The sequence below is a fragment of the Actinoplanes hulinensis genome (genome assembly GCF_019429605.1).
Taxonomy (GTDB): Bacteria; Actinomycetota; Actinomycetes; order Mycobacteriales; family Micromonosporaceae; genus Actinoplanes; species Actinoplanes campanulatus.
This window is the reverse complement of record NZ_JAHXZI010000012.1, coordinates 114,035-137,151: the sequence shown is the minus strand read 5'-3', so window position 1 is coordinate 137,151 and position 23,117 is coordinate 114,035. Positions and strand designations below refer to the sequence as shown.

The window sequence follows — 23,117 nt, the reverse complement described above, 5'->3', positions numbered from 1 at the left end:
GTCACCCGGCCCGCTCCCCCGATCAGAAGACCGGCACGCCCTCGCGGACGAGCTGCCAGTTCCGCACCGAGAAGTCGGCCGGGTCGATCCGGCCCTTCGCCTGCGCCCAGTCGATGAGCAGCTGGCGGATCTCCTGCTGCTCGTTGTAGACCTGGGTCTTCACGATGCCCGGGAAGCTGCCGCCGCCGGAGCGCCGGTAGTTGTTGACCGCGACCACGAACCGCGCGTCGGCGGCGACGTCCACCCCACCGATCTGGAGGCGGGTGATCCGGCTGCCGACCGGTTTACTGATGTCGATGTCGTAGTCGACGCCGGAGAGCACGTCGTAGTTGTAGTCCGGCACGGCCGGGTCGCTGATCGTCTCCGGGTTCACCGGTGCGCCGACCGCGTGCGTGACGAAGTACTTCGCCGAGTACTCCAGGTACGCCTTCACCTCGGCGCCGGTCAGCACGACCGCTTCCAGGGTGTTGTCGTAGATGTAGAGCCCGGCCACGTCCTTGATCTTGACGTCGCCCCGCGGGAACACCGCGGTCCGGCTGAACGGCGCGGCGATCGACAGGACCGGCAGGCTCGCGTACTCGGAAGCGGCCAGCGCCGCCGTGACGGTGTCGGTCTGCACCTTGTTGATGTAGTCGAGGATCGGGGTGTCCTCGTACCGGCTGGTGGCGGCGGACAGCTCCACCGTCGAGGCGGCGACGACCTGGTTGACGTAGGCCACCGTCTTCTCGTGCTGCCTGCGCACCGCGGCGAGGACCTTGGGGTCGGCCTCGACGGTGTTGGTGTTCAGCGACGTCGCGGCCTTCGTGGTGATCTTCCACTGGCCCTTGACGCGGGTGATGTCGAAGTCCATCTTCGTGAGCCGCTGGCCCCACTTCGACGGCTCGGAGAGCAGCACCTGCTCGCCGGTCTTCAGGTTGGTGACGAACCGCTGCGGCACCTCGCGGTGCGCGTGGCCGAAGAGGATCGCGTCGATGCCGGGCACCTGCTCGGCGATCAGCGCGGTGGGGTTCTCGTTCGGCAGCTCCGGGCCGTAGCTGGAGGTGCCGCTGTCGCCGCCGTGCGCGGAGATCAGCACGACGTCGGCGCCGCGGGCCCGCATGATCGGCACCCACTTGGCGGCCGTGGCGATCATGTCGGTGAACTCGATCTTGCCCTCGACGTTGGCCCGGTCCCAGATCGCCGAGCCCGGGTTGGTGAGACCCAGGATGCCGACGCGCAGGGTGGGCGCGTGCCGGCCGAGCGAGACCTTCTTGATGACGTACGGCGTGAACGCCGGCTTTCCGGTCTTCGCACTGATCGCGTTGGCGGCCAGGGCCGGGAAGCCGAGCTGACGGATCCACAGGTTCAGCAGCGGCAGACCGTAGTTGAACTCGTGGTTGCCCAGCGTGACGGCGTCGTAGTGCAGCACGTTCATGGCGCGGGCCATCGGGTGCTTCTCACCGGTCGCGGTGATCGGCTCCTGCTTGGCGTAGTAGGTGGCCAGCGGGGTGCCCTGGATGGTGTCACCGGCGTCCAGCACCAGCACCGGGCCGGTCGCCTCGGCGCGCAGCCTGTTCACCAGCGCGGCCAGCTTGGCCACGCCGACATCGTTGTGGGCGCTGTCGTCGTACTCCGCGTCCTTGTAGTAGTCCCAGTTGTAGACGTTGCCGTGGGTGTCCGACGTGCCCAGAACGGTGAGCCGGTAGGTCTTCTCCACGGCCGTGCCGCCGGCCTGCGCGCCCGAGGAGGAGACGAGCGGCGCGGCGACGGTGGCGGCTGCCGACGCGGCGAGGACGCTCCGCCGCGAGACGCCGGTGGGAAGGGTCATTGCGAACCTCTCAACATCGGATCGATCGCGCCTTGTGGGCGCCGAAACCAGCACCCTAACGGCCGATCACCTGATCGGTCGATGAATCGGGGATTGCGTGGTGATCAAATCTGGTCGAGGGCCTCGACACCGAGGAGAAACATTCCGGTGTGCAGGGTCCGTGCGGTCAGCTCGCAGAGGGCCAGCCGGCTGCTCCGCGTCTCCGGTTCGGCGTCGATCACCCGGCACCGCTCGTAGAACCGGCTGAACGTGCTGGCGAGCTCGTACAGATAGGTGGCGATCCGATGGGGTTCCCGCGGTCCGGCTGCCGCGGTCAGCGCCGGTTCGAAACCCATCAGCGCGAGGGCCAGCGCCCGCTCCGCGGGCTCAGTGATCCGGATCGGTCCCGGCGCGCCCTCGGCCCTACGTGAGATGGAGCAGATCCGGGCGTACGCGAACTGGAGGTACGGTCCGGTGTTCCCGGTCGAGGCGAGCATCCGGTCCCAGTCGAAGACGTAGTCGCCCCGCCGGTCCCCGGAGAGGTCGGCGTACTTGATCGCGGCGATGCCCAGCGCCGGATCGGTGGCCCGGGAGTCCGCCTCGTCGAGCAGCCCGGAGAGCCGGACCGTGTCACCGGCCCGGGTCTTGAGCATCTTGCCGTCGGCGCCCAGGATCGAGCCGAACCCGATGTGCTCGGCGCTGACCGTCTCCGGCAGCCACCCGGCCGCCCGGGCCACCGCGAAGACCATCCGGAAGTGGATCCGCTGCGGTGACCCGACCACGTAGAGCAACTCGTCCGCGCCGAGATCGGACACCCGGTGCCGGAGTGCGGCGAGGTCGGTCGCGGCGTACCCGAATCCGCCGTCGGCCTTGCGCACGATCAGCGGGAGCGGCGCCCCGTCCCGGCCGGTGAAGCCCGCCGGGAAGGCGCAGAGGGCGCCGTCGCTCTCGGTCAGCAGGCCCTTCTCCGCCAGTTCGGCAGCGATGCCGGCGAGTTCGTCCTGGTAGGTGCTCTCCCCCGCGAAGTGCTCCGGGCCGAGGGTGACCCCGAGGCGGTCGTAGACGCCCAGGAACGCCTTCTCCGACTGGGCGACCAGCCGCCGCCACAGCTCCCGGGTCGGCCCGTCGCCGTTCTGCAACGCCACCACCCGCAGCCGGGCCCGGGTCCGGAAGTCGTCGTCGGTGTCGAACCGCACCCGGGCCGCCCGGTAGAAGGCGGTCAGATCGGCGAGCGAGTGCCCGGTCCCGTCGGCCGCCTCGGCGAGGTGTTCGAGCAGCATGCCGAACGGGGTGCCCCAGTCGCCGATGTGGTTGACCCGGTGCACGTCGTGGCCCTGCCAGTCGAGGAGCCGGGCCAGCGAGTCGCCGATGATCGTGGACCGCAGGTGGCCGACGTGCATCTCCTTGGCCAGGTTCGGCGAGGAGTAGTCGATCACGATCCTTTTCGGATCGGTCACCGGCGGCACGCCCAGCCGCGGATCGCCGGCGATCGCGTCCAGGGCCGCGGCGATCCAGTCGTCGGCGACGGTCAGGTTGAGAAAGCCCGGCCCGGAGACCGTGACCTCGGCGATCCCGGTCAGGTCAGCGGTGGCGGCCACGTCGGCGGCGATCTCCCGCGGTGGCCGGTGCAGCCGGCCGGCCAGGGCGAGCGCCGCCCCGGACTGGAGATCGGCGTGCGGGGAGGACCGGACGGCCGGGTCCACCGGTGTGCCGGCGACCGCCGCGAAGGCGGGCGCCAGCCGGTCGTGCAGGAGTGATTCGAGATTCATGGTCCGGCCTCTCGACGAATGCGGAGGCGGGTCGGACCGACCACTGCTGTCCAGTGCCGGCGGGTGTCGACCCGCCGGGAGGAAAGCAGAGCTTCAGCGGCGGCCCTCGGGACGCCGGCGTCGCACGCTGAAGCAAGACATGCCGGGGACTATAGCTGATCGTCGTGGGCGATCCGGGTCATCTGCGGCCAGAGGAGGATCAGGAAGACGGCCGAGGCGGCGAACGCGGCCCAGAACGGGGCGACGATGCCGTACTGCTTGGCCAGCAGTCCGCCGATCACCGACCCGGCGACCAGACCGGCGTACACGCAGATGGTGTTGACCGCGCTGACCCGGCCCTGGAGATGCTCCGGCACGGCCCGCTGGCGGACCGTGGTGGAGGTGGTGCCCCAGATGAAGGCGTGCGCGCCGAACAGGAAGAACACCGGCAGCGCCACCAGCGGTGAACGGGTCGCGGCCAGGAGCAGGTGGGTCAGGGTCTCGATGATCAGGCCGATCCGCATCACGTTGCCGAGGCTCACCCGGGCGGTGATCCAGCCGTACAGGGCGGTGCCGAACAGGCCGCCGACCGCCGAGACGGTGGTGATCAGGCCGAACCCGAAGTCGCCGAGTTCGAGCCGGTCCCGGGCGTAGAGCACCAGCACCGACCAGGCGGCGCCGAACGCCAGGTTGAAGATCAGGATGGTGAGGCAGAGGGTACGGACCGGCGGGTGGTGCAGCACCCAGCGGAAGCCCTCGACGATCTCGTGGCGCACGCTCGGGCCGCCGGTACGGCCGTGCGGCGGCAGCTTGATCCGGCTCACCAGCAGCATCCCGGCGAGGACCAGCAGCACCTCGGACACCAGCGGCCAGGACCGGCCCAGGGTGAACAGCGCGGCGCCGATCGACGGCCCGGCCAGCTGGTTGAGAGTGATGAAGCCGGTCTGGAGGCGGGCGTTGGCCAGCGCCAGGTCGTCCCGGTCCACCAGCATCGGGGTGAGCGTGCCGGTGGTGTTGTCGGCGAACACCTCGGCCGTGCTGATCAGCGCGACGCCGGTCAGCGCCGCCACCACCGTCAGGTGGCCGGTGGTCAGCGCGGCGATCATGGCCAGCAGGACCACGGCCCGGAAGGCGTTGGCGGCCAGGACGATCATTCGGCGGTCGTACCGGTCGGAGAGGACACCGGCCCAGAGACCGCAGATCAGCGGCGGCGCCCAGGTGGTCAGGGCGGCCAGGGCGATCAGGAACTCGTCGGAGGTGAGCGAGGCGACAAGCAGCGGACCGGCCGCGGCGGCGATGCCGTCACCGAGGTTGGTCGTCCAGGACGACGCGAGCAGCCAGCGGAAACTCGTTCCGAGGCGGGTGGGCAGGAGGGTCTGGACGAGGGGACTCACAAGGTGAGCACCCTACTGGCACGATCTAGCCATGGCGGATGGCTGGGACGAGGACGCCGACGGGGTGATGCGGCTGCCGTCCGGACGGCTGATCCGGGGCCGCGGGCTGCGACGGGCGATGCCGACCGGGCACCCGCCCCGGTTCGGGGTCTACCTGCTGGGCTCGCCGCCGCCGGAGTTCGGGTGGACCAGCCGGTGGATCAGGTGGCCCGACTTCTGGCTGCCGCGCGATCGCGCGTACGCCGAAGAGGTCTTGACCGAAGCCCTGCGCCGCGCCGAGGGTGAGCGGGTCGAGGTCGCCTGTGGTGGTGGCATCGGCCGGACCGGCACCGCGCTGGCCTGCCTGGCCGTGCTCGACGGCGTGCCGCCGGATCAGGCGGTGGCCTGGGTCCGGCGGCACTATCACCCGCAGGCGGTGGAGACGCCCTGGCAGAAGCGGTTCGTCAGGCGGTTCAGAGGGTGACGGCCGGCGCCACCTTCGGATCGAGAGCCGCGATCAGGTCGCCGAGGCGGTCCAGCAGCTCGCCGTCGGCCGGCAGGTCCGCGACGCTGCGCCTGATCCCGGCGTCCACCCGGTCGTGCAGGCGGCGGCCGCGGGCGGCCAGGTGGACCCGGATGCGCCGCCGGTCGACGTCGTCGCCGCGGCGGTAGACCAGGTTCTCCTCGACCAGGTGGTCGATCAGCCGGGTGAGGCTGCCCGGTGGCAGGAAGCTGAGCTCGGACAGCTCGGTCATGAAGTGGCCCCGGCCGTCGGACAGGACCGAGACGACGCGCCACGCGTCCATCGAGCAGCGCTCAACGTCGAGGATGGCGGCCAGCCGGCGTGTCAGCAGCCGCTCGGCACGAGTGAGCAGGTACATGAGGTCGGTGGATCCCCGCATCGTCGGGATGTTACCGAACGGGGACCGGATCTCCTGGAACTCATGACAACGATCCGAAACCATGAGGGCCATGTCGTCCTTCGACGTGGCCCTCGTCCTGCCGCTGCGGGGGCCGGCCGGGATCTTCGGGCCGAGCGCGGAGCTGTGTGCCGAGCTCGCCGCCGAGGAGGTCAACCGGGCCGGCGGTGTCCTCGGCCGCGAGCTGCGGCTGGTGCCGGTGGACGGCGGCGCTCCCCCGCACGAGGTGGCCGCCGAGGTGGGGGCGCTGGTGGCGGCCGGCGCGGTGCAGGGCGTCACCGGCTGGCACATCTCGACGGTCCGGCAGGCGGTGGCCCCGCGGGTGGCCGGCCGGGTGCCGTACGTCTACACCGCGCTGTACGAGGGCGGCGAGCGCGCCGAGGGCGTCTTCCTCACCAGCGAGACACCGGATGTGCAGCTGTTCCCGGCGATGAGCCTGCTCGGCGGGGAGCGGTCGGTCCGCGACTGGTACATCGTGGGCAACGACTACGTCTGGCCGCGCCGGACCGCCCGGGCCGCCCGCCGGTACGCGACCGGCGCCGGGATGACCGTGTCCGGCGAGAGCTACGTGCCACTGGGCACCCACGACTTCGCCGGGGTGCTGCGCCGGATCGAGCGGTCCGGTGCGGACGCGGTGCTGATGCTGCTGGTCGGCATGGACGCGGTGCGGTTCAACCGGGCCTTCGCGCGGTCCGGCCTGGCCGCCCGCTGCCTGCGGCTGAGCACCCTGATGGACGAGAACATGCTGCTGGCCAGCGGCGCCTCGGCCACCGCGGACCTGTTCAGCACGGCGGGCTTCTTCGCCTCCATGATCACGCCGGAGAATCTGGACTTCCACGGCCGGTACGCGGCCCGCTTCGGCCCGGAGGCGCCGCCGCTGGGCAGTCTCGGCGAGTCCTGTCACGAGGGTGTGCTGCTGCTCGCCGCGCTGGTGGAACGGGCCGGCGTGCTGGACCTGGGCGCCATCGGGGCGAACGCGGAGTCGGTCTGCTACGAGGGCCCGCGGGGTCTGCTGCGCCTGCGGCAGCGGCACGTGAACCAGCGGATCTATCTGGCCGAGGCGCGCGGCGTCGAGTTCGACGTCCTCACCCAGCTGCCTTGACAGGATCGCCGTCCGCCGCGAGGATGCTTCCAGCAGGAAGTAACCGCTATTTGCCGACCCATTGTGGTCGGCTTTTTTCATTTCCCGGCCGATCTTCTCGGAAACCGCGTATTAAGCGGAGGGAAACGGCATGGAAATCGAGGCATTCGAAACTGGCGTTACCCGGCGACCCGCAGTGACGCAGGTCAGGGCAATCATGGACGTCAATTTTAGCGTTGCCTCTCTCCGATTTTGACGGAGGTTTCATGTTCTCGAATCGCGGACGCCGCACGGCGGCCATCGTCGCGGCACTGACCGCAGCCGTGACACTCACCGCGTGCGGCGCCAAGACCACCGACAGCACCACCGCGGCCGGCGCCGGCGCCACCATCGACACCTCCGGCTCGGCGATCAGGGTCGGCCTGCTGAACTCGCTCTCCGGCACCATGGCGATCAGTGAGGTGACGGTCAAGAACTCGCTGTTGCTGGCCGTCGAGGAGATCAACGCGGCCGGTGGCGTACTGGGCAAGAAGATCGAGCCGATCAGCGAGGACGGCGCCTCCGACTGGCCCACCTTCGCCGAGAAGTCGCAGAAACTGATCAGCGAGGACAAGGTCGCGGCGGTCTTCGGATGCTGGACCTCGGCCTCCCGCAAGGCGGTGCTCCCGGTCTTCGAGAAGAACAGGTCGCTGCTGTTCTACCCGGTGCAGTACGAGGGCCTGGAGCAGTCGCCGTACATCTTCTACACCGGCGCCACCACCAACCAGCAGATCGTGCCCGGCCTGGACTACCTGAAGGCGCAGGGGAAGACCAGCGTTTACCTGGTCGGCTCGGACTACGTCTTCCCGCGCACCGCCAACAAGATCATCAAGGCGTACGCCGAGGCGAACGGCATGAAGGTGCTCGGCGAGGACTACGCGCCGCTGGGCTCCACCGAGTTCTCCACGATCGTCAACAAGGTCAAGGCGGCCGGCGCGAGCGCGGTGTTCAACACCCTCAACGGCGACAGCAACGTGGCCTTCTTCAAGGAGTACAAGGCGGCCGGCCTCACCGCCGACGGCATGCCGGTGGTCTCCGTCTCGATCGCCGAGGAGGAGGTCAAGAGCATCGGCACCCAGTACCTGGCCGGTCAGCTCACCGCCTGGAACTACTACCAGACCACCGAGGGCGCGGCGAACGACAAGTTCGTCAAGGCCTACAAGGCGAAGTACGGCGACGACAAGCCGACCAGCGACCCGATGGAGGCCGCGTACGTCTCGGTCTATCTGTGGAAGGCGATGGTCGAGAAAGCCGGCTCCTTCGAGGTGGAGAAGGTGAGGGCGGCTTCCGGGGGGATCACCTTCGACGCCCCCGAGGGCAAGGTCACCGTGGACGGCACGACGCAGCACATCTCGAAGACCGCCCGGATCGGCAGGATCGGCGACGACGGCCTGATCACCGAGGTGTGGAACTCCGGTCAGGCGATCACGCCGGACCCGTACCTCAAGGGTTACCCCTGGGCCTCCGGCCTGTCCTGACGATCGTGATGGGCCGCCCGTCGCCGGGCGGCCCATCGGAAGGGTTACCTCCCGTGACTCTCGTCCTCAGTCAGCTCTTCACCGGCATCAGCATCGGAGCGGTGCTGTTGCTGATCGCTCTCGGCCTGTCGCTGACCTTCGGTCAGATGGGCGTGATCAACATGGCGCACGGTGAGTTCATCATGGCCGGCGCCTACACCGTGTACGTGCTCCAGCAGGTGATCACCGACGCCGGCCGGTCCCTGCTGGTCGCGCTGCCGGTGGCCTTCGTGGTGGCCGGCGCGATGGGTGTGCTGCTCGAGTTCCTGCTGATCCGCCGTCTCTACGCGCGGCCGCTGGACACCCTGCTGGTGACCTGGGGCGTCTCGCTGGTCCTCCAGCAACTGGCCCGGGACGTCTTCGGCGCGCCGAACGTGCAGACCCGCGCGCCCGAACTGCTCACCGGCAGCATCCGGATCACCGACGATCTGGTGATCTCGTCGAGCCGGGTGTTCATCCTGGTCCTGGCACTGTCCGCGGTCGCCGCCCTGACCATCGTGCTGAAGACCACCCCGCTGGGCCGCCGGATCCGCGCCGTCGTGCAGAACCGGGACCTGGCCGCCGTGTCCGGCCTGGCCACCGCCCGGGTGGACCGGCTGACCTTCTTCATCGGCTCGGGCCTGGCCGGCATCGCCGGGGTGGCCCTCACCCTGATCGGCCCGATCGGCCCGACCATGGGCACCAACATCATCGTCAACGCGTTCCTGGTCGTCGTGGTGGGCGGAATCGGTCAGCTCCAGGGCACCGTCATCGTGGCGTTCGCCCTCGGCGTGCTCCAGTCCATGGTGGAGTACACGACCACGGTCAGCGTGGCCAGCGTGATCGTCTTCATCGCGATCGTCGCCTTCCTCCAGTGGCGCCCGCAGGGGCTGTTCACCCTCCGGACGAGGAGCATGGCGTGAGACACCTCAAGAAGCCCGTGACGGGCTTCGCGATCGGAGCGGTGCTGCTGTTCGGCGTGGCGCCGCTGGCGCTCGGCGACTTCCGGCTCGACCTGCTCACCAAGTACCTCTGCTTCGCGATCGTGGCGGTCGGCATCGGCCTGGCCTGGGGCCGCGGCGGCATGCTGACGCTCGGCCAGGGCTTCTTCTTCGGCCTGGGCGGCTACGCGATGGCGATGCATCTCAAGCTCGCCGACGCGGGTCCCGGTCAGATGCCCGATTTCATGCTTCTGTACGGGCAACTGGACGAGCTGCCCTGGTGGTGGAGACCGTTCGCGAATCCCCTGTTCGCGCTCTCCGCCACGGTCCTGCTGCCGATGTTCACGGCACTGCTGCTCGGTCTGCTGATCTTCCGGCGCAAGGTGCGGGGCGCGTACTTCGCGATCCTGTCCCAGGCGCTCTGCGCGGCGTTCGCGATCCTGCTGATCGGCCAGCAGGGCACCACCGGCGGCACCAACGGGCTCACCAACATCCAGGGCTTCTTCGGGTACGACCTGAACGACCCGGTGAACCGGCGGACGGTCTACTTCATCGTGGCCGCCGCCCTGCTCGGCGTACTGGCCCTGACCTGGCAGCTGATGCGCAGCCGCTACGGCGAGCTGCTGGTGGCGGTCCGCGACGGCGAGGAGCGGGTGCGTTTCCTCGGGTACGACCCGGCGAACGTCAAGCTGGTCGCCTACGTGGCGGCGGCGGGCATGGCGGGCCTGGCCGGGGCGCTGTTCGTCCCGGCGGTGGGCATCGTCTCCCCCGCCATGATCGGTGTGGTGCCGTCGATCGAGTTCGTGATCGGCGTCGCGGTCGGCGGCCGGGCCAGCCTCCTCGGGCCGGCGCTCGGCGCGATCGCGGTGGCCTGGGCCAAGACCGCGCTGTCCGAGCGGGTGCCGAGCGCGTGGACGTACTTCGAAGGGTTGCTCTTCATCCTGCCGATCGTCTTCCTGCCGGGTGGCCTGGCCTCGCTGGCCGGCATGATCCGCCGCCGCTCGCGGCCTTCGGCAGTGGTGGAGACACCGGCGCCGGCGAAGGTGGAGGTGACGACATGAGCGGACTGTCGGTTCGTGACCTGCGGGTGGTGTTCGACGGGTTCGTCGCGGTCGACGGTGTGGATCTGGACGTGCCCCGGGGTGACGTGCGGTTCATCATCGGCCCGAACGGCGCCGGCAAGACCACCCTGGTCGACGCGATCACCGGTCTGGCCAGGGCCACCGGCAAGGTCACCTGGGGCGACCACGACCTGCTCGGCAGGAAGGTGCACAGGATCGCCCGGCTGGGCGTGGGCCGCACCTTCCAGACCGCGACGGTCTTCGAGGAGCTCACGGTCCTGCAGAACCTCGACATCGCGGCCGGATGGGCACGCCGGCCGCTCACCCTTCTGCGCAGGCGCAAGGCCGTCCCACCCGAGGTCGAGAAGGCCATGGAGACGGTACGGCTGAGCGCGGTGCGGGACCGGCCCGCCGGGACGCTCGCGCACGGCCAGAAACAGTGGCTGGAGATCGGCATGCTGCTGGTGCAGAACGCCGAGCTGTTCCTGCTCGACGAGCCGGTCGCCGGGATGAGCCACGACGAGCGGGATGCCACCGGAGAGCTGCTCGGACGGCTCAGCGAGGACCACACCGTGGTGGTGATCGAGCACGACATGGACTTCCTGCGGCGGTTCGCCCGGACCGTCACCGTCATGCACGCCGGGCGGAAGCTCGCCGAGGGTTCGGTCGCCGAGGTGCAGGCGAACCCCCGGGTGCAGGAGGTCTATCTCGGACATGCGGTTCAGGAGGCGTGATGCTGCGATTCGAGGACGTCCACGCCGGGTACGGCCGCAGCACGGTCCTGCACGGCGTCTCGCTGGCGGTCCCGAACGACGGGGTGGCGGCCGTGCTGGGCCACAACGGCGCCGGCAAGAGCACCCTGCTGCGGGCGGCGGTCGGCCTGATCCGGCTCCGGTCGGGCATGGTGCTGCTGGACGGGGAGGACATCAGCCGGCTGGCGCCGCACGAGCGGGTGGCGCGCGGGATGGCGTACGTGCCGCAGGGCCAGCAGAGTTTTCCGCACCTGACCACGAGTGAGAACCTGCGCCTGGTGGCGGACGGCCGTAGGGGCGGCCGGGAGGCCATGGCCGAGGCGCTCGACCTCTTCCCGGCGCTCAGGGAGCTGATGTCACGGCGGGCCGGGCTGCTCTCCGGTGGTCAGCGCCAGCAGTTGGCCCTGGCCCGGGCGCTGATCACCCGGCCCCGGCTGCTGCTGCTCGACGAGCCGACCGAGGGCATCCAGCCGTCGGTGGTCGCCGAGATCGAGCAGACGATCCTGTCGCTGGCCGCCCGGGGCGGGATGTCGGTGCTGCTCGTGGAACAGCACGTCGGCTTCGCGCTGCGGGCCGCCGAACGCTACTACGTGCTGGAGGCCGGCCGGGTCACCTCGACCGGTGACGGCGGCGCCGGGGCCGAGGGCACGGTCCGCCAGGCCCTGACCGTCTGAGGTGCGGGAAGGGGCCGTCGCCGGCCCCTTCCCGTCCACTACTCGGCGAGCAGCTTTTCCACGTCCGTCTTGATCTCGTTCAGCAGAGCCTCGCCGCGGGCGTGCTCACCGGGGACGTGGGCCAGGATGTTGCCGGCCTCCGCCAGGTACGGCGTGCTGCCGGGCTCGAAGTTGATGTTCCACTTCGTCTTCCACACCCGCTCGGCGGCCGTGGTGGCCGCCTTGTCGATCTGGGCGGCCAGCCACTTCTTGTCCGCTTCGGTCAGTGCCACGGGAATGTCCTCCAGATGCCAGGATGCGGTCGAGGCTTCGTACCGTGTCTCGTACGAGGATGAGAAGTGCGCGTGCTGGGTGTGCGCGTTGTCCCCGCTGTAGGAGCGCTGGCGCCAGTTGTTCGACGCCTCCCAGATGCGCCGGTTGTAGATCACGTAGCGCAGCCGTTTCTCGGCGCCGCTACGACAGCGGGCCACGATGTGCTGCACCACCTTCTCCATGGTCAGGTCCGACTCGCGGAGATCGGCGTCGAGGTCGACGGCGTGCACCTCGTGCTTGGAGTCCGCGTCTCTGATCGGCACGTTCCCGACCTCGTCGTCGTTGTGGTCGGAGCTTCGGCTCTGGTGCGCCACGTCACCGATCGTGCCGTCGCTCGATGTGTCCCGGCCGGGCGCGATCCGGTTCAGCTCGGTGCGCAACTGGCCCAGGCATGGCACCAGGATCCAGGTGGCCATCGGGCTCCTTTCAGTCGTTCGCTGCCGCTCTGTCGCTTGTATATCTCGCCGTCCGGTGTCCGGAAATCACCCGTTGCTGGTAAAGGAGTGCCATTCTGGTGGACTGTGATGACCGTCACCATGTGAAACGACCGGGATAGACCACTTCGGCCAGTTCCTTCTGGCCGTCCGCGTTCGGGTGGAAGTAGTCGAACTCACTCACCAGGTCGAGATCGAACCGGATCCGGTGCGCGGCGCCGCCGTCCCAGCGGCACCGGCCGCCGTACGCCCTGCACGCCTTCCGCAGTTCGGTGTTGTACGCCTCGATCCGGTCCCGGACCCGCTCCCGCCGCTGCTGGTCGGCCGCCGCGGTGGAGGTCGGCTCGGCCAGCATGGACGGACAGATCCCGCCACGGCTCCACACCTCGACCGCCTTGTCGCTCTCCCGGCCGACCTGCCACAGCCGGTACAGGTCCGGAATGCTGACCATCAGGACCCGGGTCTTCGGCAGGCCCTTCTTCAGCCGGGTCAGCCCCGCGCCGATCTCGTCACGGAAGGTGGCCACCGAGGTCATGTCCTCCACCCGGCGGGCGCACGCGTCGTTGGCGCCGATCAGGATCGTCACGTACTGGGGCTCGAGGTCGACCGCCCGGCGGGCCTGCCCGGCCAGCGCGTCGGCCTCGGCGCCCGGCTCGGCCAGGTTGTCCGCCTCCCCTTTGATCTTCGGGTTCTTGTCCCGGATCCGGTCGTAGTGGCTGGCGATCGCCGCGTTGTTCCCGGTCGACCAGGAGTTGCGGGTGCACGCCACATAGACGGCGCAGCTGCCCAGCCCCGCGGTGATCGAGTCGCCGAGCGCCACCATCGAGGCCGGATAGCCGGTGGCCGGTTTGGCGCTGGTCCTCGTCGGCTTCGGCTGGGCGTTGCCGCTGCCCTCGCAGGCCAGGGCGAACACGGCGAGCAGGGCCAGGGCAACAACATGCCAACGGCGAGTCATGACGCTCCATCCACTACAGAGAATCCCGCTGGGCGGCACCGCGGTCCGTCCCAGCCCGTCTCTCCAGCTTGCCTGAAGCGGCGAAAGGCGGGCTCGCGCCCGCCTTTCGTATCGCATCGGTCAGCTGATCGCCGCGTCGTCGAACCACACGGTCCCGGTGTTGTCGCCGGACTTGAGGTGCAGCTGCACCGCGTAGGCGCCGGCCGGAGCGGCGACCGTCTCGACCACCAGCTTGGTCCAGCTCGTGTTGCCCGCCGGGAGACGGTTCGAGGTGTTCTGGCTGATCCACTTGCCGTTCGCGTCGAACCAGCTCAGCGCGATCTCGGTGATGCCGGTCGCGTTGACGCCGCGGGCGTACGCCTCGGCCCGCCAGCGGTAGCCGGGCTGCACCGGCGTGATCGGCGAGAGGACCAGGCCGGGCAGACCGCCGGCGGTGCGGGTGGTGCCGGAGAAGCACGCCGACAGGACCCCGGTACGGGCCATCCCGGTGGTGATCACGGCCGTACCGGCGGCGGTGTTGGTCAGCCGCCACGGCGAGTCGATCTCCGCCGCCTCGAAGCTCAGGTTGAGGAGGCTGTTCGGCATCGGCACGCCGGAGAAGGCGGTCCGGACCACGGTGGCGGCCAGCTTCGGGGTGCCGTCGGCGCGGAACAGGCCGAACTTGTACTGGGCGGGCATCGTCGACACGACCGAGTTGGTGGGGATGGCGCCGGCCGAGAAGTCGTTCAGCGTCCACGGCGAAACCGAGGCGATTCCGGCCTCGGTCGCGGCGCGGAAGACCCGGGCCAGGTAGATGGCCTGCTCGCCCTCGCTGTAGACCGCGCTGCTGACGCCGGTCTCACCGATCACGACGGGGGTCGGGGCGACGGCGGACTGCGCCTTGCGGATCTCCGGGAGAGCCCGCTCCGAGTTGCCGTAGAAGTGGAAGTCGTAGTAGTCGAGCGGGGCGGCGGTCAGCGCCGACTTGATCTGCGCCATGCCGGCCGCGCCGGTGCCACCGTCCACCGAGAGGGTCAGCGGCAGGTTCGGGATCGCGGACCGGAACGCCGGGATGAACTGCTTCACCCAGGTCATCGCGGCCGCGTCGCCGGGCTGGATCTCGTTCTTCACCTCGACGGCGAGGACCCGCGGGTCACCCGCGTACGGGTCCAGCACGGCCTTGGCCCAGGCGACGCTGCCGGCGACGTCGGAGTAACCGGCCCACCAGTCGAAGAGGGTCACCTTGACGGTGAGCCCGTGCGCGTCGGCGATGCTGATGAACTTGCGCAGCTTCTCGGTGTACTCCGCCTTCGGCGCCGGGTAGCCGAACACCTGCGGGAAGACGATCACCCGGACGTTGTCCGCGCCGAGTTCCGCCACCTTGGCCAGGTCGGTGTCGATCTGGACGGCGTCGAAGCCGGTCCACATCGCTGACCAGCCGGCGTTCGACGGGTAGTAGTTGATGGACTTGGCCGACTTCACCGCGGTGAGCCGGTCGGCCAGGGTGGCCGAGGTCAGCGCCATGGTGGAGGTCTGGCCCTCGGCCAGGGCGGGCGCGGCGCAGAGACCGAGGCTCATCAGGACGGAGGAGGCGACAACAGCGGCACGGGCACGGAAGCTGCGCAAGGAAAGATCACGCCTCTCTCATTGTTGCTCTTCGGTGGTAAGCCTCTCGTTCGGCGGGCTGCGGCTGATGCTGCAAAGTTTGACCCCCTGCAGAAAGGTTGCAAATGGGGTACCTGCTCCCGGGTTACTACCCGCCAGCGGTCGGTGACCCAGCCGGAGGTTGCGGATCGGTAGCCGACTGCCCGATCGGGTGCAACGGCCCACGAAACCCGGCGGGCCCTCCACCCCGGATGGTGAGGTGGCCGGAAGAAACCCGACTCCGACAGCAAGGTGAACCTCCCGTGCGCTGGAACAGCCGGAAACGACACAAGGTGAAGCGGTTGGCGGCAGGCCGGCCTCGCATCCCGGCCCAACGGCCGGTCGCTGACACCCCGCTCGATCTCGACAGCGGGGCCGGCCTCCGGCTGGCCGCGAGCGCCGACCCGCGCGAGGTCGACCGAAGGCTGCTCGCGGCCCTGCACGGCGAGATCGAACGGGCCGGACAGCGTGGATGGCAGACGTCCGAGATGGTCCGGGCGGTACGGCGGGAGCACAGCGCCCGGCACAGCCGGCTCGTCACCGGGCCGGAACCACTGCCGGAGTGGGCGGACCGCAACGGGCTCGACCGGACCACCGCCATCGAGTCGATGGTCCAGGTGCTGCGCCTGCTCACGTCGATGCCGCACGTCGGGCCGGTCAGCCCGGCGCCGGCCGGTGAGCCCGGCCGGCAACTGCTGGACCGGGTACGGGGGCTGCTGGCCGAGGCCGAGGGCACCGACGACGCCGAGATCGCGGAGGCCCGCACCCTGGCGGCACAGGAACTGCTCCGGAAGAACACCGGGGACGGGCGCACGGGTGGGCGGCGGATCGCCGTGGACAACCCGTACGAGCAGCCGAAGGCACAGCTGCTGCGGGCGGTGGCCGCGGCGAACGGCTGCCACGCCGTCTGGATGCAGGAGTTCGGCCTGGTCGACGTCACCGGGCCGGTGACCGGCCTGTACGCCACCGAGCTGCTGTTCGGTTCGCTGCTGGCGCAGGCGGCCCGGGCCATGAACCTGATCGACTCGAAGAGCCGCACCGTCCGGCAGTCCTTCCTGACCGCGTACGCCGAGCGGATCGCGGACCGGCTCGGCGCGCCCACCGAATTCAAGATCTCCGGCTGAACCGCCCGCCGCCCCGAGCCGTGTTACCGGACGGCAGGTGAACGAGCGGCTACAGGAGGAATAGTGACGGTTCCGGCACGCCCATTGGTCCTCGGCGGCATCGTGCAAGCAACCGTCCTGCTCCTGCTGGGGGCTACCGTCGGGCTCGGGGCGGCGGGCTGGCTGGCCGGGATCGTCTTCGCGGCCGGTACGTGGACGCTGCTGGGCCGTTCCCTGGAACACCACCACGGCCACCGCTGGGGGCACGCCGACACCGTCACCTTCGGACGGCTGATCCTGACCGGCGGGGTGATCGCCCTCACCGCCGACGCGGTCGCCGGGAACACCCACCACGTCGCGCTGATCGGGCTGGCCGCGGTGTCCCTGGCGTGCGACGGCCTGGACGGCCAGATCGCCCGGCGGACCGGCACCACCTCGCAGTTCGGCGCCCGGTTCGACATGGAGGCCGACTCGGTCCTGGCCATCACGCTGAGTGTCTACCTGGGCACCACGCTGGGCTGGTGGGCGGTCGGTATCGGCCTCTTCCGGTACGCCTACGTGCTCGCGTCCTACCCGATGCCCTGGCTGAACGGCGCGCTGCCGCCGCGGTTCTCCCGCAAGGTGGTGGCCGCCTCGCAGGGCGCCGTCCTGGTGGTGACGAGCGCCGGCCTGCTGCCGGTCCCGCTGGCGCAGGCCTGTATCGCGGTCAGCATCGCCTCGCTGGTCTGGTCGTTCGGCAAGGACGTCCGCTGGCTGTGGCAGCAGGAGTCGCTGCGCCGTGAGGCCCCCTGGTGGAGCGGATCCCTGGAGGCGGAACCCGCCGCCACCACCGTCTAGGGCTCAGCGGCAGTAGATGTCGCCGGCGTTCGCCTCGTGCGGCAGCTCCCGGACGTGGGTGGCCATCTCGTCCCGGCCCACCCACTCCGGGAAGGTCATCGACATCGACTCGCCCATCGCGATGTCGAACTCCTTGAAACCGAGCCCGGTGACCCGGTCGAGACAGCGCAGCGCCACTTCCCGCTCAATTGTCGTGAATTCGAAGGACAGCGCCGGAACGGAACTGCTCAGGCCTGAGAGAACCGTTTCCTCGAACCCTTCGACGTCGATTTTCACGAATGCCGGAATCCCGTGTTCGGCGATCAGTGAATCGAGCGTCACGGACCTGACCCGGAACTGCTCGTCCCACACCTGACCCTGCCACCCGTCGGCGCCGTCGGCGGCCCGGACGAAGTCGCTGGACGCCGTGGACACCGTGGGATTCGCCGAGTTGACATAGAAGTCGACCGTCCCGGTGGACCCGCCGCACACCGCCGGAATCGCCACCACATCGTCGTCACCTGCGTAGATCTCCCGGATCGCGCGCAGGCAGAGCGGCTGTGGCTCCACCGCGACGACCCGCGCCCCGAGCCGCCGGAAACTCCCGATCCGGTCCCCCACGTGCGCCCCGACGTCGAAGACCAGATCGCCGGGCCCCACGAAACGCGCGTAGAACGCGTCCAGCGCCGCGTCGTGCTCCGCATTTCCGTAGTAGAAACCGAGCGACCGGTGAATGGGCGAGGCCGCCGGATCGGCTTTGAGCGAGTCCAGAGCTGCACGGTTGAATTGCATACCGGATTATAGCAATTCTTGGATGCGCGACCGACTCAGTCGAATACGCGCAGATCGTGCACCAGTTCCGAGAAGACCACCGGCGGCAGATCCCCGGGACCCCGACCGCCCGCACCGACCAGGATCACGTCGACGACGGTCTGCGGCGGGGCGGTGTCGACGGTGTCCGAGGCGTGCCAGCCCGGATCGGTGCGCAGCAGCGCGTGCACACCCCCGCCCAGCGGTTTCGCCATCTGGACGGCGGCGTCGTACCAGCGCGTCCAGCCTCGTCGTTCCAGGCCGCGCAGCACGGCGTAGGTGGTCTCGCGCCCGGCGTACCGGTGCAGGTCCCGAAGGTCCCGATGGACCGGCCGGTCGAGCTGCGCGAACGGCTGGAGCAGCTGATAGTCGGCGAAGACCGCGCCCCAGGCGGCCGGCTCGCCGTCCCGGAGGAGCAGCGGATGCAGCACGCTGAGGGTCGCGTCGTCCGGCAGCGCGGCCAGGTCGTCGTCCACGGTGGCCGGCGTGCCGTCCTCGGCGACCCGGATCGTGCCGGTCAGGGTCTCGCCGTCGAAGACGCCCCAGACCAGGCGGCGGGCCAGGTGGGTCGTCCACGGGTGGGCCGCGAACCGGTCCCGGAAGATCGGGGCCGGGATCCGCCGCTGGGCGCACATCGCCCGTTCCAGCCGGGCCACGTGCAGCGACGCCGAGGCGCGGGCCTCCTTGCGCAGCGCGGTGAGCCGGTCCTTGGCCGCCCTACGTCGCTGCGGGTCGCCGCCCCGGGGCAGGTCGGCGAGGATCCGGCCGCCGGTGTCCCGCAGGACCGGGGCCAGTTGGTGGTCGAAGCCGACCCGGAACGTGCCGGCGCCGGTGTCGAGGACGTCCCCGCCCTCCTCGTCGAGGCCGAGCGACGGCACCAGCCGGTCGGCCAGCTCGTCCGGGGTGAGCCCGCGCAGGTCGGCGATCGACTCGATGTGCTCCCGGGCGCGGCTCTTGAAGACCGGGAACCGGGAACGCTCGGCGAGCAGGCTCAACTCGATCAGGGCGGCGTCGGTGCCGCGGTGCCGCAGCGCGTCGAGGGCGGCCTGGGCACGGGCCGCCGCGTTGTTCCCGGCCCACTGCCGGGCGTGCGCGGCCAGCCGCCGGGCGCCCGCGTCGTCGCCGATCAGGCCCACCGCCTGCATGCACCAGCCGTCGGCGGCCGGCGCCCCGGCCGCCACCCAGCGGTCGAACAGCGCGTCCGCGAAGGCGGCCCGGGACACGGCGGTCCAGCGGTTCCGGGCGGCGAGGACGGCCGGGTGCACCTCGTCGGTGTCGCACGACGCCAGGCGTACCAGGAAATGGTCTTGATCGTCGGTTGTCGCCCGGCTGCCGTCGGCGGCCGTGAGCGGAGGCAGCGGCGTGCCCGTCAGATAGGCCGGGATCTTCGGCTTCCTGGCCTTCGGCGCGTCGAGCGGGTCCCGTTCCAGGAGCGTGACCAGGTCCGCGGCCCGGTCGGCGGCCTGGGCCGTGAGCAGCGCCCGGTGCCCCTGCGCGTCGAGACAGCGCAGCACCCGCCCGGTCGCCGGGTCGTCCGGTTCAGTGCGCCACAGCGCCACCGTCCCGGCGGCCGCGTGCTCCGGATGGCGCAGCAGCCAGGAACGGGCCAGGCGGCGATGCTTCTTCCCGGCGAAGGCGCGGGCCATCGGCGCGGCCAGCGACGCGTGCCCGACCGGCTGCGCCACCTCCAGCGCCGCCTCCGCGCACGCCGCGTCGCCGAACGCCGACAGCAGCGGCGCGACGTGACTCACCCCGTGCCTGAGCAGCAGCAACGGGACCAGCGACCGCACCCAGTAGTGGTAGTGGGTGAAGCCGAGGGCCATCAGCCGCTCATGGGTCCAGCGCGGCGCGAGAGCCAGTGCGGGCAGCGTCGCCGGGATCGCCCAGCGCTCGCGATGCTCCAGCCAGGCGGTCACCGCGGCGGTGTCGCACCGCCCGATCGGCACACCGTCCCACTGCTCGGCGCTCTCGTTCACGCCCTTCTGCTCGGCCTCCTCCCGCTCGGCGTCGCGGAGGCGCAGCACCGGCTCCACCGGCACGGCCACGTCCAGCCAGGCGGGAAAAACCGCCTTCGGCGGCTGATAAGGACAAGGCGATCCATCCTGTACGCCCACCCGCGCCGTTTCCGGAACGGTGAATCCGGTCGCCCACGTGTGCCCGGCGCGGCGCTGCTCGTCCAGCGCGGCCCGGGCCGTGTCGTCGTCGACGTGAGCGAGCAGACCGCACCAGATGCCGTTGTAGTGCGGGTCGTCGCGGTACGGGGAGTCCGGCCGCATCCGTGCCAGCACCGGGCCGGCCGCCGCGCCCGCCGTCTCCACGACACCGGACAGGTAGATCCGGCCGGCGAAGAACTCGTGCCGCACCCGGTCGTTGGCGTGCAGGAAGCGTTCCAGGGTGTCCAGGTCGCCGGCGGCCAGCCCGGAGGCGTGCACCGCGGCGTTGCCGAACCGGCCGACGTACGACATCGCCTCGGCGTGCGCGGCCCGCTCCTCCGGCCCCGCCTGCGGACCGAGCGGCAGCAGATAGGTGACCGCCCAGAACAGGTCGGCGCGGAGGCTGCCGGTGATCTCCTTCGCCATCCGGTCCCGGACGTCCAGCAGCACGTCACGGGCCTGGGCGTACGTCGCCGCGTCGGCCGTCACCAGCAGCTCCCGCAGGCGGCCGAAGACACCCACCCCGGTGTACGGCAGGTCGGCGTGGAAGCCGCCGAGCACCCGCCGGCACGCCTCGGGCAGACCGTGGGCGGCCACCAGGAAGTCGGCCAGCCACTCGTCGGCGCCGTGATCGACGTACTGGAACCGCTCGCGGACCGCCCGGACCAGCGCGTGGTCCTCCCCCTCGTCACCGATCCGGGCCGCCTCGCCGAGCAGCCGGGCGCCGAGAGCCCGGTCCTCCACGGCGGACGAGGTGACCAGCTGCCACACCCGCGACGACTCGGTGGAGTTCGCCCGGATCGCGGCGTCCTGCGCCCAGACGCCGCGCCGCAGCCCGGCCCAGGCGTCGTCGACCCCGGCGAGCGGCCGGATGCCGGTGACGATGCCACCCCGGCGCGGGTGCAGGACCCTACGGAGCCAATCGGTGACGATCACACCATCCGTCGACGAGGTCATCGCGACACCCTAGCGACGAGGATTCAGCCTCCGTAATAGCGTGGGCGCCTCGACCGGTACCCGTTCCGGCCGCGGCCACCGACGATCTGCCGGGTGACGAGGCCGCCCACGACCAGCCCGCCGGCCAGGGCCGCGGCGATCAGCGGCATGTTCGTGCCGCTCTCACCGGAGTTCTGTTCGGCCGCGGAGAGGACCTGGGTGGCCGGCTTGCTGCTGGCCGCCGCGTTCGGGGCCGGCGCGGTCGGCAGTGCGGCGAAGTCCACGATCCCGCTGCTCTCCAGCAGGGTCATGTGCGTCATGACGAACTGGTTCGCCTGCTGGGCCAGCTTGCGGACGGTGTCGTTGCGGGTGCTCGCCCGGATCGTCGCGATCGCCGGGAAGATCTTGCCGTGCGCGGACCGCAGCCGTTCGATGTAGATCGCGTCGAACTCGGGACCGTCCGCCGCCTCCATCTCGTCGAGCCAGCCCTGCTGGTCGCTGTTCGGCTCGTTGGGCAGGGCGATCTTCAGTTCCTTCGCGGCGGCACGGGCCAGCTCGTCGAGCGCGGCATGCTGGTCGGCGATGTTCTGGCCGATCCGCTTGATCCGGGCGCTGTTCGACTTCTGCTGGGCCATCTCCCCCGCCGGGATCTCCCACAGGCCGGCCAGACGGACCTTCACGACGAGATCCTTGTCAGCGGCCGAGATCGAACCGGTCCCCCGGTCCAGCAGCAGGTTCTCGGGAGGCACCGGTACGTCCGGCGCGGCCCGCGCCGGATCCGGGACGAGCATGACCAGCGCGGCGGAGAGAACCGCGGCACTGCACAGACGGCGCCACACGGACATCAAACCTCCCTCGTTCTCATGTGCCGCCCAGGGCCCATCGAGTCCCGTCGACACTTGCGGACACAGGGTGATACGAAGCATTGACCGGATCGGATCACGAAACCTGTGGCCCATCTGTGCCCACCCGTTCCCGGGGCGGGGTAGCGTGCCTCCATGCCGCCCGCCGCCAAGCTGGAACGCCGCGTGGTGACCGCGGCCGAGCAGGCCCTGGAGCGGCAGCGTCACGTGTGCCCACTCGACGTGCTCACCGGGATGGGGTGGCTGCCACCCGGGCTGGTGACCGACTGGCGGCAGGGCCGGGCCCCAGACCTGGAGTCCGTCGCGGCGGTCTCCGCCGACCGGCTCACCGACGCCCTGGAGATCTTCCACCGCTGGGTGGAGGGCCGCGGTCTGCGCCCCAGCGAGGTCGACTACCCGTCCGCCACCCGCGACCGCCGGCCGCTGCGCTTCACCGCCGCCGCCGACCCCGCGCTGGAACGGGCCTACCGCACCCACTGGATGCCCGCGGACCTGCCGGAGCGCCAGCGGGACCGGCTGACCGCCCGGCAGAGCCGGCCCCCGGATCTCGTGGTGGTGCTGCCGCTGCGCGACTTCACCTGCGCGAGCTGCGGCCACAGCGGCGCCGAGATGCTGACGATGGAGGACGCCGGCCCGATCTGCCTCACCTGTGCCGACCTCGACCACCTGGTGTTCCTCCCGGCCGGCGACGCGGCGCTGACCCGTCGCGCCAAGGCGGCCAGCCGGCTCTCCGCGGTGGTCGTCCGCTTCAACCGCTCCCGCAAACGCCACGAACGCCAGGGCCTGCTGGTCGAACAGGCCGCACTCGACCAGGCCGAACAGCAGTGCCTGTCCGACGAGGAGGCCCGCGCCCGCCGCCGCGAACGCGACCGGGAACGCCGCGAGGCCGCCGACGAGACATTCCAGCACGACCTGGCCGCCGAGATCACCCGGCTGTTCCCCGGCTGCCCACCGGACCGCGCGGAGTCGATCAGCCGGCACACGAGCATCCGCGGCAGCGGCCGGGTGGGCCGCAGCGCCGCGGGCCGGGCCCTCGACCAGGACGCGGTGACCCGCGCGGTGATCGCGTCGATCCGGCACGAGGAAACCCCGTACGACGACCTGCTGATGTCCGGCGTCCCCCGGGACGAGGCCCGAATCCGGATCCGGGACGCCATCGACCGGATCCTCACCCGCTGGCGCCGATCAACCCAGGTGGACGATCACCCATAGGATCGGCGCACATCACTACCCGCGGGGGA

General features: G+C 70.6%; 20 protein-coding genes. 10 read left to right on the top strand and 10 right to left on the bottom strand.

The window, feature by feature from the left end:
* Positions 1-22: 22 nt before the first annotated feature.
* The 3 genes from KZ829_RS23245 to KZ829_RS23235 all read right to left on the bottom strand — a co-directional run bounded on the left by KZ829_RS23245 (position 23) and on the right by KZ829_RS23235 (position 4,928).
* Entirely contained in the window at positions 23-1,807 is a 1,785-nt protein-coding gene (locus KZ829_RS23245; protein WP_220146036.1) for a bifunctional metallophosphatase/5'-nucleotidase, read from the bottom strand.
* A gap of 104 nt (positions 1,808-1,911) precedes the next feature.
* Entirely contained in the window at positions 1,912-3,555 is a 1,644-nt protein-coding gene (gene argS, locus KZ829_RS23240) for an arginine--tRNA ligase (protein WP_220146035.1), read from the bottom strand.
* A 149-nt stretch (positions 3,556-3,704) separates the two neighbouring features.
* Positions 3,705-4,928 (bottom strand): MFS transporter, encoded by a 1,224-nt coding sequence (locus KZ829_RS23235; protein WP_220146034.1) that lies wholly within the window; start codon positions 4,926-4,928, stop codon positions 3,705-3,707.
* A gap of 31 nt (positions 4,929-4,959) precedes the next feature.
* Between KZ829_RS23235 and KZ829_RS23230 the strand changes: the two genes are divergently transcribed.
* Positions 4,960-5,391 carry a protein-tyrosine phosphatase family protein gene (locus tag KZ829_RS23230; protein WP_220146033.1) on the top strand — a complete coding sequence of 144 codons (432 nt, stop codon included), beginning with the start codon at positions 4,960-4,962 and terminating at the stop codon, positions 5,389-5,391.
* On the opposite strand, the gene KZ829_RS23225 is transcribed toward KZ829_RS23230, so the two are convergent.
* A complete protein-coding gene (locus KZ829_RS23225; RefSeq protein ID WP_220146032.1) occupies positions 5,381-5,809 on the bottom strand; it encodes a MarR family transcriptional regulator in 429 nt (142 codons plus the stop codon). The genes KZ829_RS23230 and KZ829_RS23225 overlap by 11 nt on opposite strands.
* A gap of 70 nt (positions 5,810-5,879) precedes the next feature.
* Here KZ829_RS23225 and KZ829_RS23220 point away from each other — a divergent pair, with 70 nt between their 5' ends.
* The 6 genes from KZ829_RS23220 (at position 5,880) to urtE (ending at position 11,871) form a co-directional block, all read left to right on the top strand.
* Entirely contained in the window at positions 5,880-6,929 is a 1,050-nt protein-coding gene (locus KZ829_RS23220) for a substrate-binding domain-containing protein (protein WP_246636116.1), read from the top strand.
* Between the two features lie 245 nt (positions 6,930-7,174).
* The gene (urtA, locus tag KZ829_RS23215; protein WP_220146030.1) at positions 7,175-8,425 is read left to right on the top strand and encodes an urea ABC transporter substrate-binding protein; all 1,251 of its coding nucleotides are present in this window, start codon (positions 7,175-7,177) and stop codon (positions 8,423-8,425) included.
* A 53-nt stretch (positions 8,426-8,478) separates the two neighbouring features.
* The gene (gene urtB / locus KZ829_RS23210) at positions 8,479-9,366 is read left to right on the top strand and encodes an urea ABC transporter permease subunit UrtB (protein ID WP_220146029.1); all 888 of its coding nucleotides are present in this window, start codon (positions 8,479-8,481) and stop codon (positions 9,364-9,366) included.
* Complete coding sequence (urtC, locus tag KZ829_RS23205; protein WP_308285629.1) at positions 9,363-10,445, top strand: urea ABC transporter permease subunit UrtC; 1,083 nt, start codon at positions 9,363-9,365, stop codon at positions 10,443-10,445. Before urtB ends, urtC begins: the two co-directional genes overlap by 4 nt.
* On the top strand, positions 10,442-11,179 hold the full coding sequence (gene urtD, locus KZ829_RS23200; RefSeq protein WP_220146027.1) for an urea ABC transporter ATP-binding protein UrtD: 738 nt from the start codon (positions 10,442-10,444) through the stop codon (positions 11,177-11,179). The genes urtC and urtD overlap by 4 nt, the downstream gene beginning before the upstream one ends.
* Positions 11,179-11,871, top strand: coding sequence for an urea ABC transporter ATP-binding subunit UrtE (gene urtE / locus KZ829_RS23195; RefSeq protein WP_220146026.1), 693 nt, complete (start codon positions 11,179-11,181; stop codon positions 11,869-11,871). Before urtD ends, urtE begins: the two co-directional genes overlap by 1 nt.
* 38 nt (positions 11,872-11,909) lie before the next feature.
* Here urtE and KZ829_RS23190 read toward each other — a convergent pair whose 3' ends face one another.
* From KZ829_RS23190 to KZ829_RS23180, 3 genes are all read right to left on the bottom strand, one after another.
* A complete protein-coding gene (locus KZ829_RS23190; protein ID WP_220146025.1) occupies positions 11,910-12,599 on the bottom strand; it encodes a hypothetical protein in 690 nt (229 codons plus the stop codon).
* Positions 12,600-12,714: 115 nt separating this feature from the next.
* Entirely contained in the window at positions 12,715-13,572 is an 858-nt protein-coding gene (locus tag KZ829_RS23185) for a GDSL-type esterase/lipase family protein (RefSeq protein ID WP_220146024.1), read from the bottom strand.
* Between the two features lie 120 nt (positions 13,573-13,692).
* On the bottom strand, positions 13,693-15,177 hold the full coding sequence (locus KZ829_RS23180; protein ID WP_246636115.1) for a glycoside hydrolase 5 family protein: 1,485 nt from the start codon (positions 15,175-15,177) through the stop codon (positions 13,693-13,695).
* A gap of 320 nt (positions 15,178-15,497) precedes the next feature.
* Here KZ829_RS23180 and KZ829_RS23175 point away from each other — a divergent pair, with 320 nt between their 5' ends.
* Together KZ829_RS23175 and KZ829_RS23170 are read left to right on the top strand one after the other, a co-directional pair.
* Complete coding sequence (locus KZ829_RS23175) at positions 15,498-16,319, top strand: hypothetical protein (protein WP_220146023.1); 822 nt, start codon at positions 15,498-15,500, stop codon at positions 16,317-16,319.
* Between the two features lie 63 nt (positions 16,320-16,382).
* Positions 16,383-17,135 (top strand): CDP-alcohol phosphatidyltransferase family protein, encoded by a 753-nt coding sequence (locus KZ829_RS23170; RefSeq protein WP_220146022.1) that lies wholly within the window; start codon positions 16,383-16,385, stop codon positions 17,133-17,135.
* 3 nt (positions 17,136-17,138) lie between these two features.
* Here KZ829_RS23170 and KZ829_RS23165 read toward each other — a convergent pair whose 3' ends face one another.
* The 3 genes from KZ829_RS23165 to KZ829_RS23155 are packed head-to-tail and all read right to left on the bottom strand — an operon-like array spanning position 17,139 to position 21,858.
* The gene (locus KZ829_RS23165; protein WP_220146021.1) at positions 17,139-17,906 is read right to left on the bottom strand and encodes an FkbM family methyltransferase; all 768 of its coding nucleotides are present in this window, start codon (positions 17,904-17,906) and stop codon (positions 17,139-17,141) included.
* A 35-nt stretch (positions 17,907-17,941) separates the two neighbouring features.
* Positions 17,942-21,034 (bottom strand): DUF4132 domain-containing protein, encoded by a 3,093-nt coding sequence (locus tag KZ829_RS23160; protein ID WP_220146020.1) that lies wholly within the window; start codon positions 21,032-21,034, stop codon positions 17,942-17,944.
* A 23-nt stretch (positions 21,035-21,057) separates the two neighbouring features.
* Positions 21,058-21,858, bottom strand: a complete 801-nt coding sequence (locus KZ829_RS23155) for a DUF4142 domain-containing protein (protein ID WP_220146019.1) — start codon at positions 21,856-21,858, stop codon at positions 21,058-21,060.
* Between the two features lie 153 nt (positions 21,859-22,011).
* On the opposite strand from KZ829_RS23155, the gene KZ829_RS23150 reads away from it, so the two are divergent.
* On the top strand, positions 22,012-23,088 hold the full coding sequence (locus tag KZ829_RS23150; RefSeq protein ID WP_220146018.1) for a DUF2293 domain-containing protein: 1,077 nt from the start codon (positions 22,012-22,014) through the stop codon (positions 23,086-23,088).
* The last annotated feature ends 29 nt before the right edge of the window (positions 23,089-23,117 follow it).

Bases quoted from the DNA above. Each gene is read 5' to 3' on its own strand.
- KZ829_RS23225 (WP_220146032.1), bottom strand. From the start codon at position 5,809: ATGCGGGGATCCACCGACCTCATGTACCTGCTCACTCGTGCCGAGCGG.
- urtD (WP_220146027.1), top strand. From the start codon at position 10,442: ATGAGCGGACTGTCGGTTCGTGACCTGCGGGTGGTGTTCGACGGGTTC.
- KZ829_RS23160 (WP_220146020.1), bottom strand. From the start codon at position 21,034: ATGACCTCGTCGACGGATGGTGTGATCGTCACCGATTGGCTCCGTAGG.
- argS (WP_220146035.1), bottom strand. From the start codon at position 3,555: ATGAATCTCGAATCACTCCTGCACGACCGGCTGGCGCCCGCCTTCGCG.
- urtE (WP_220146026.1), top strand. From the start codon at position 11,179: ATGCTGCGATTCGAGGACGTCCACGCCGGGTACGGCCGCAGCACGGTC.
- KZ829_RS23190 (WP_220146025.1), bottom strand. From the start codon at position 12,599: ATGGCCACCTGGATCCTGGTGCCATGCCTGGGCCAGTTGCGCACCGAG.
- KZ829_RS23150 (WP_220146018.1), top strand. From the start codon at position 22,012: ATGCCGCCCGCCGCCAAGCTGGAACGCCGCGTGGTGACCGCGGCCGAG.
- KZ829_RS23155 (WP_220146019.1), bottom strand. From the start codon at position 21,858: ATGTCCGTGTGGCGCCGTCTGTGCAGTGCCGCGGTTCTCTCCGCCGCG.
- KZ829_RS23165 (WP_220146021.1), bottom strand. From the start codon at position 17,906: ATGCAATTCAACCGTGCAGCTCTGGACTCGCTCAAAGCCGATCCGGCG.
- KZ829_RS23185 (WP_220146024.1), bottom strand. From the start codon at position 13,572: ATGACTCGCCGTTGGCATGTTGTTGCCCTGGCCCTGCTCGCCGTGTTC.
- KZ829_RS23230 (WP_220146033.1), top strand. From the start codon at position 4,960: ATGGCGGATGGCTGGGACGAGGACGCCGACGGGGTGATGCGGCTGCCG.
- KZ829_RS23245 (WP_220146036.1), bottom strand. From the start codon at position 1,807: ATGACCCTTCCCACCGGCGTCTCGCGGCGGAGCGTCCTCGCCGCGTCG.
- urtA (WP_220146030.1), top strand. From the start codon at position 7,175: ATGTTCTCGAATCGCGGACGCCGCACGGCGGCCATCGTCGCGGCACTG.
- KZ829_RS23220 (WP_246636116.1), top strand. From the start codon at position 5,880: ATGTCGTCCTTCGACGTGGCCCTCGTCCTGCCGCTGCGGGGGCCGGCC.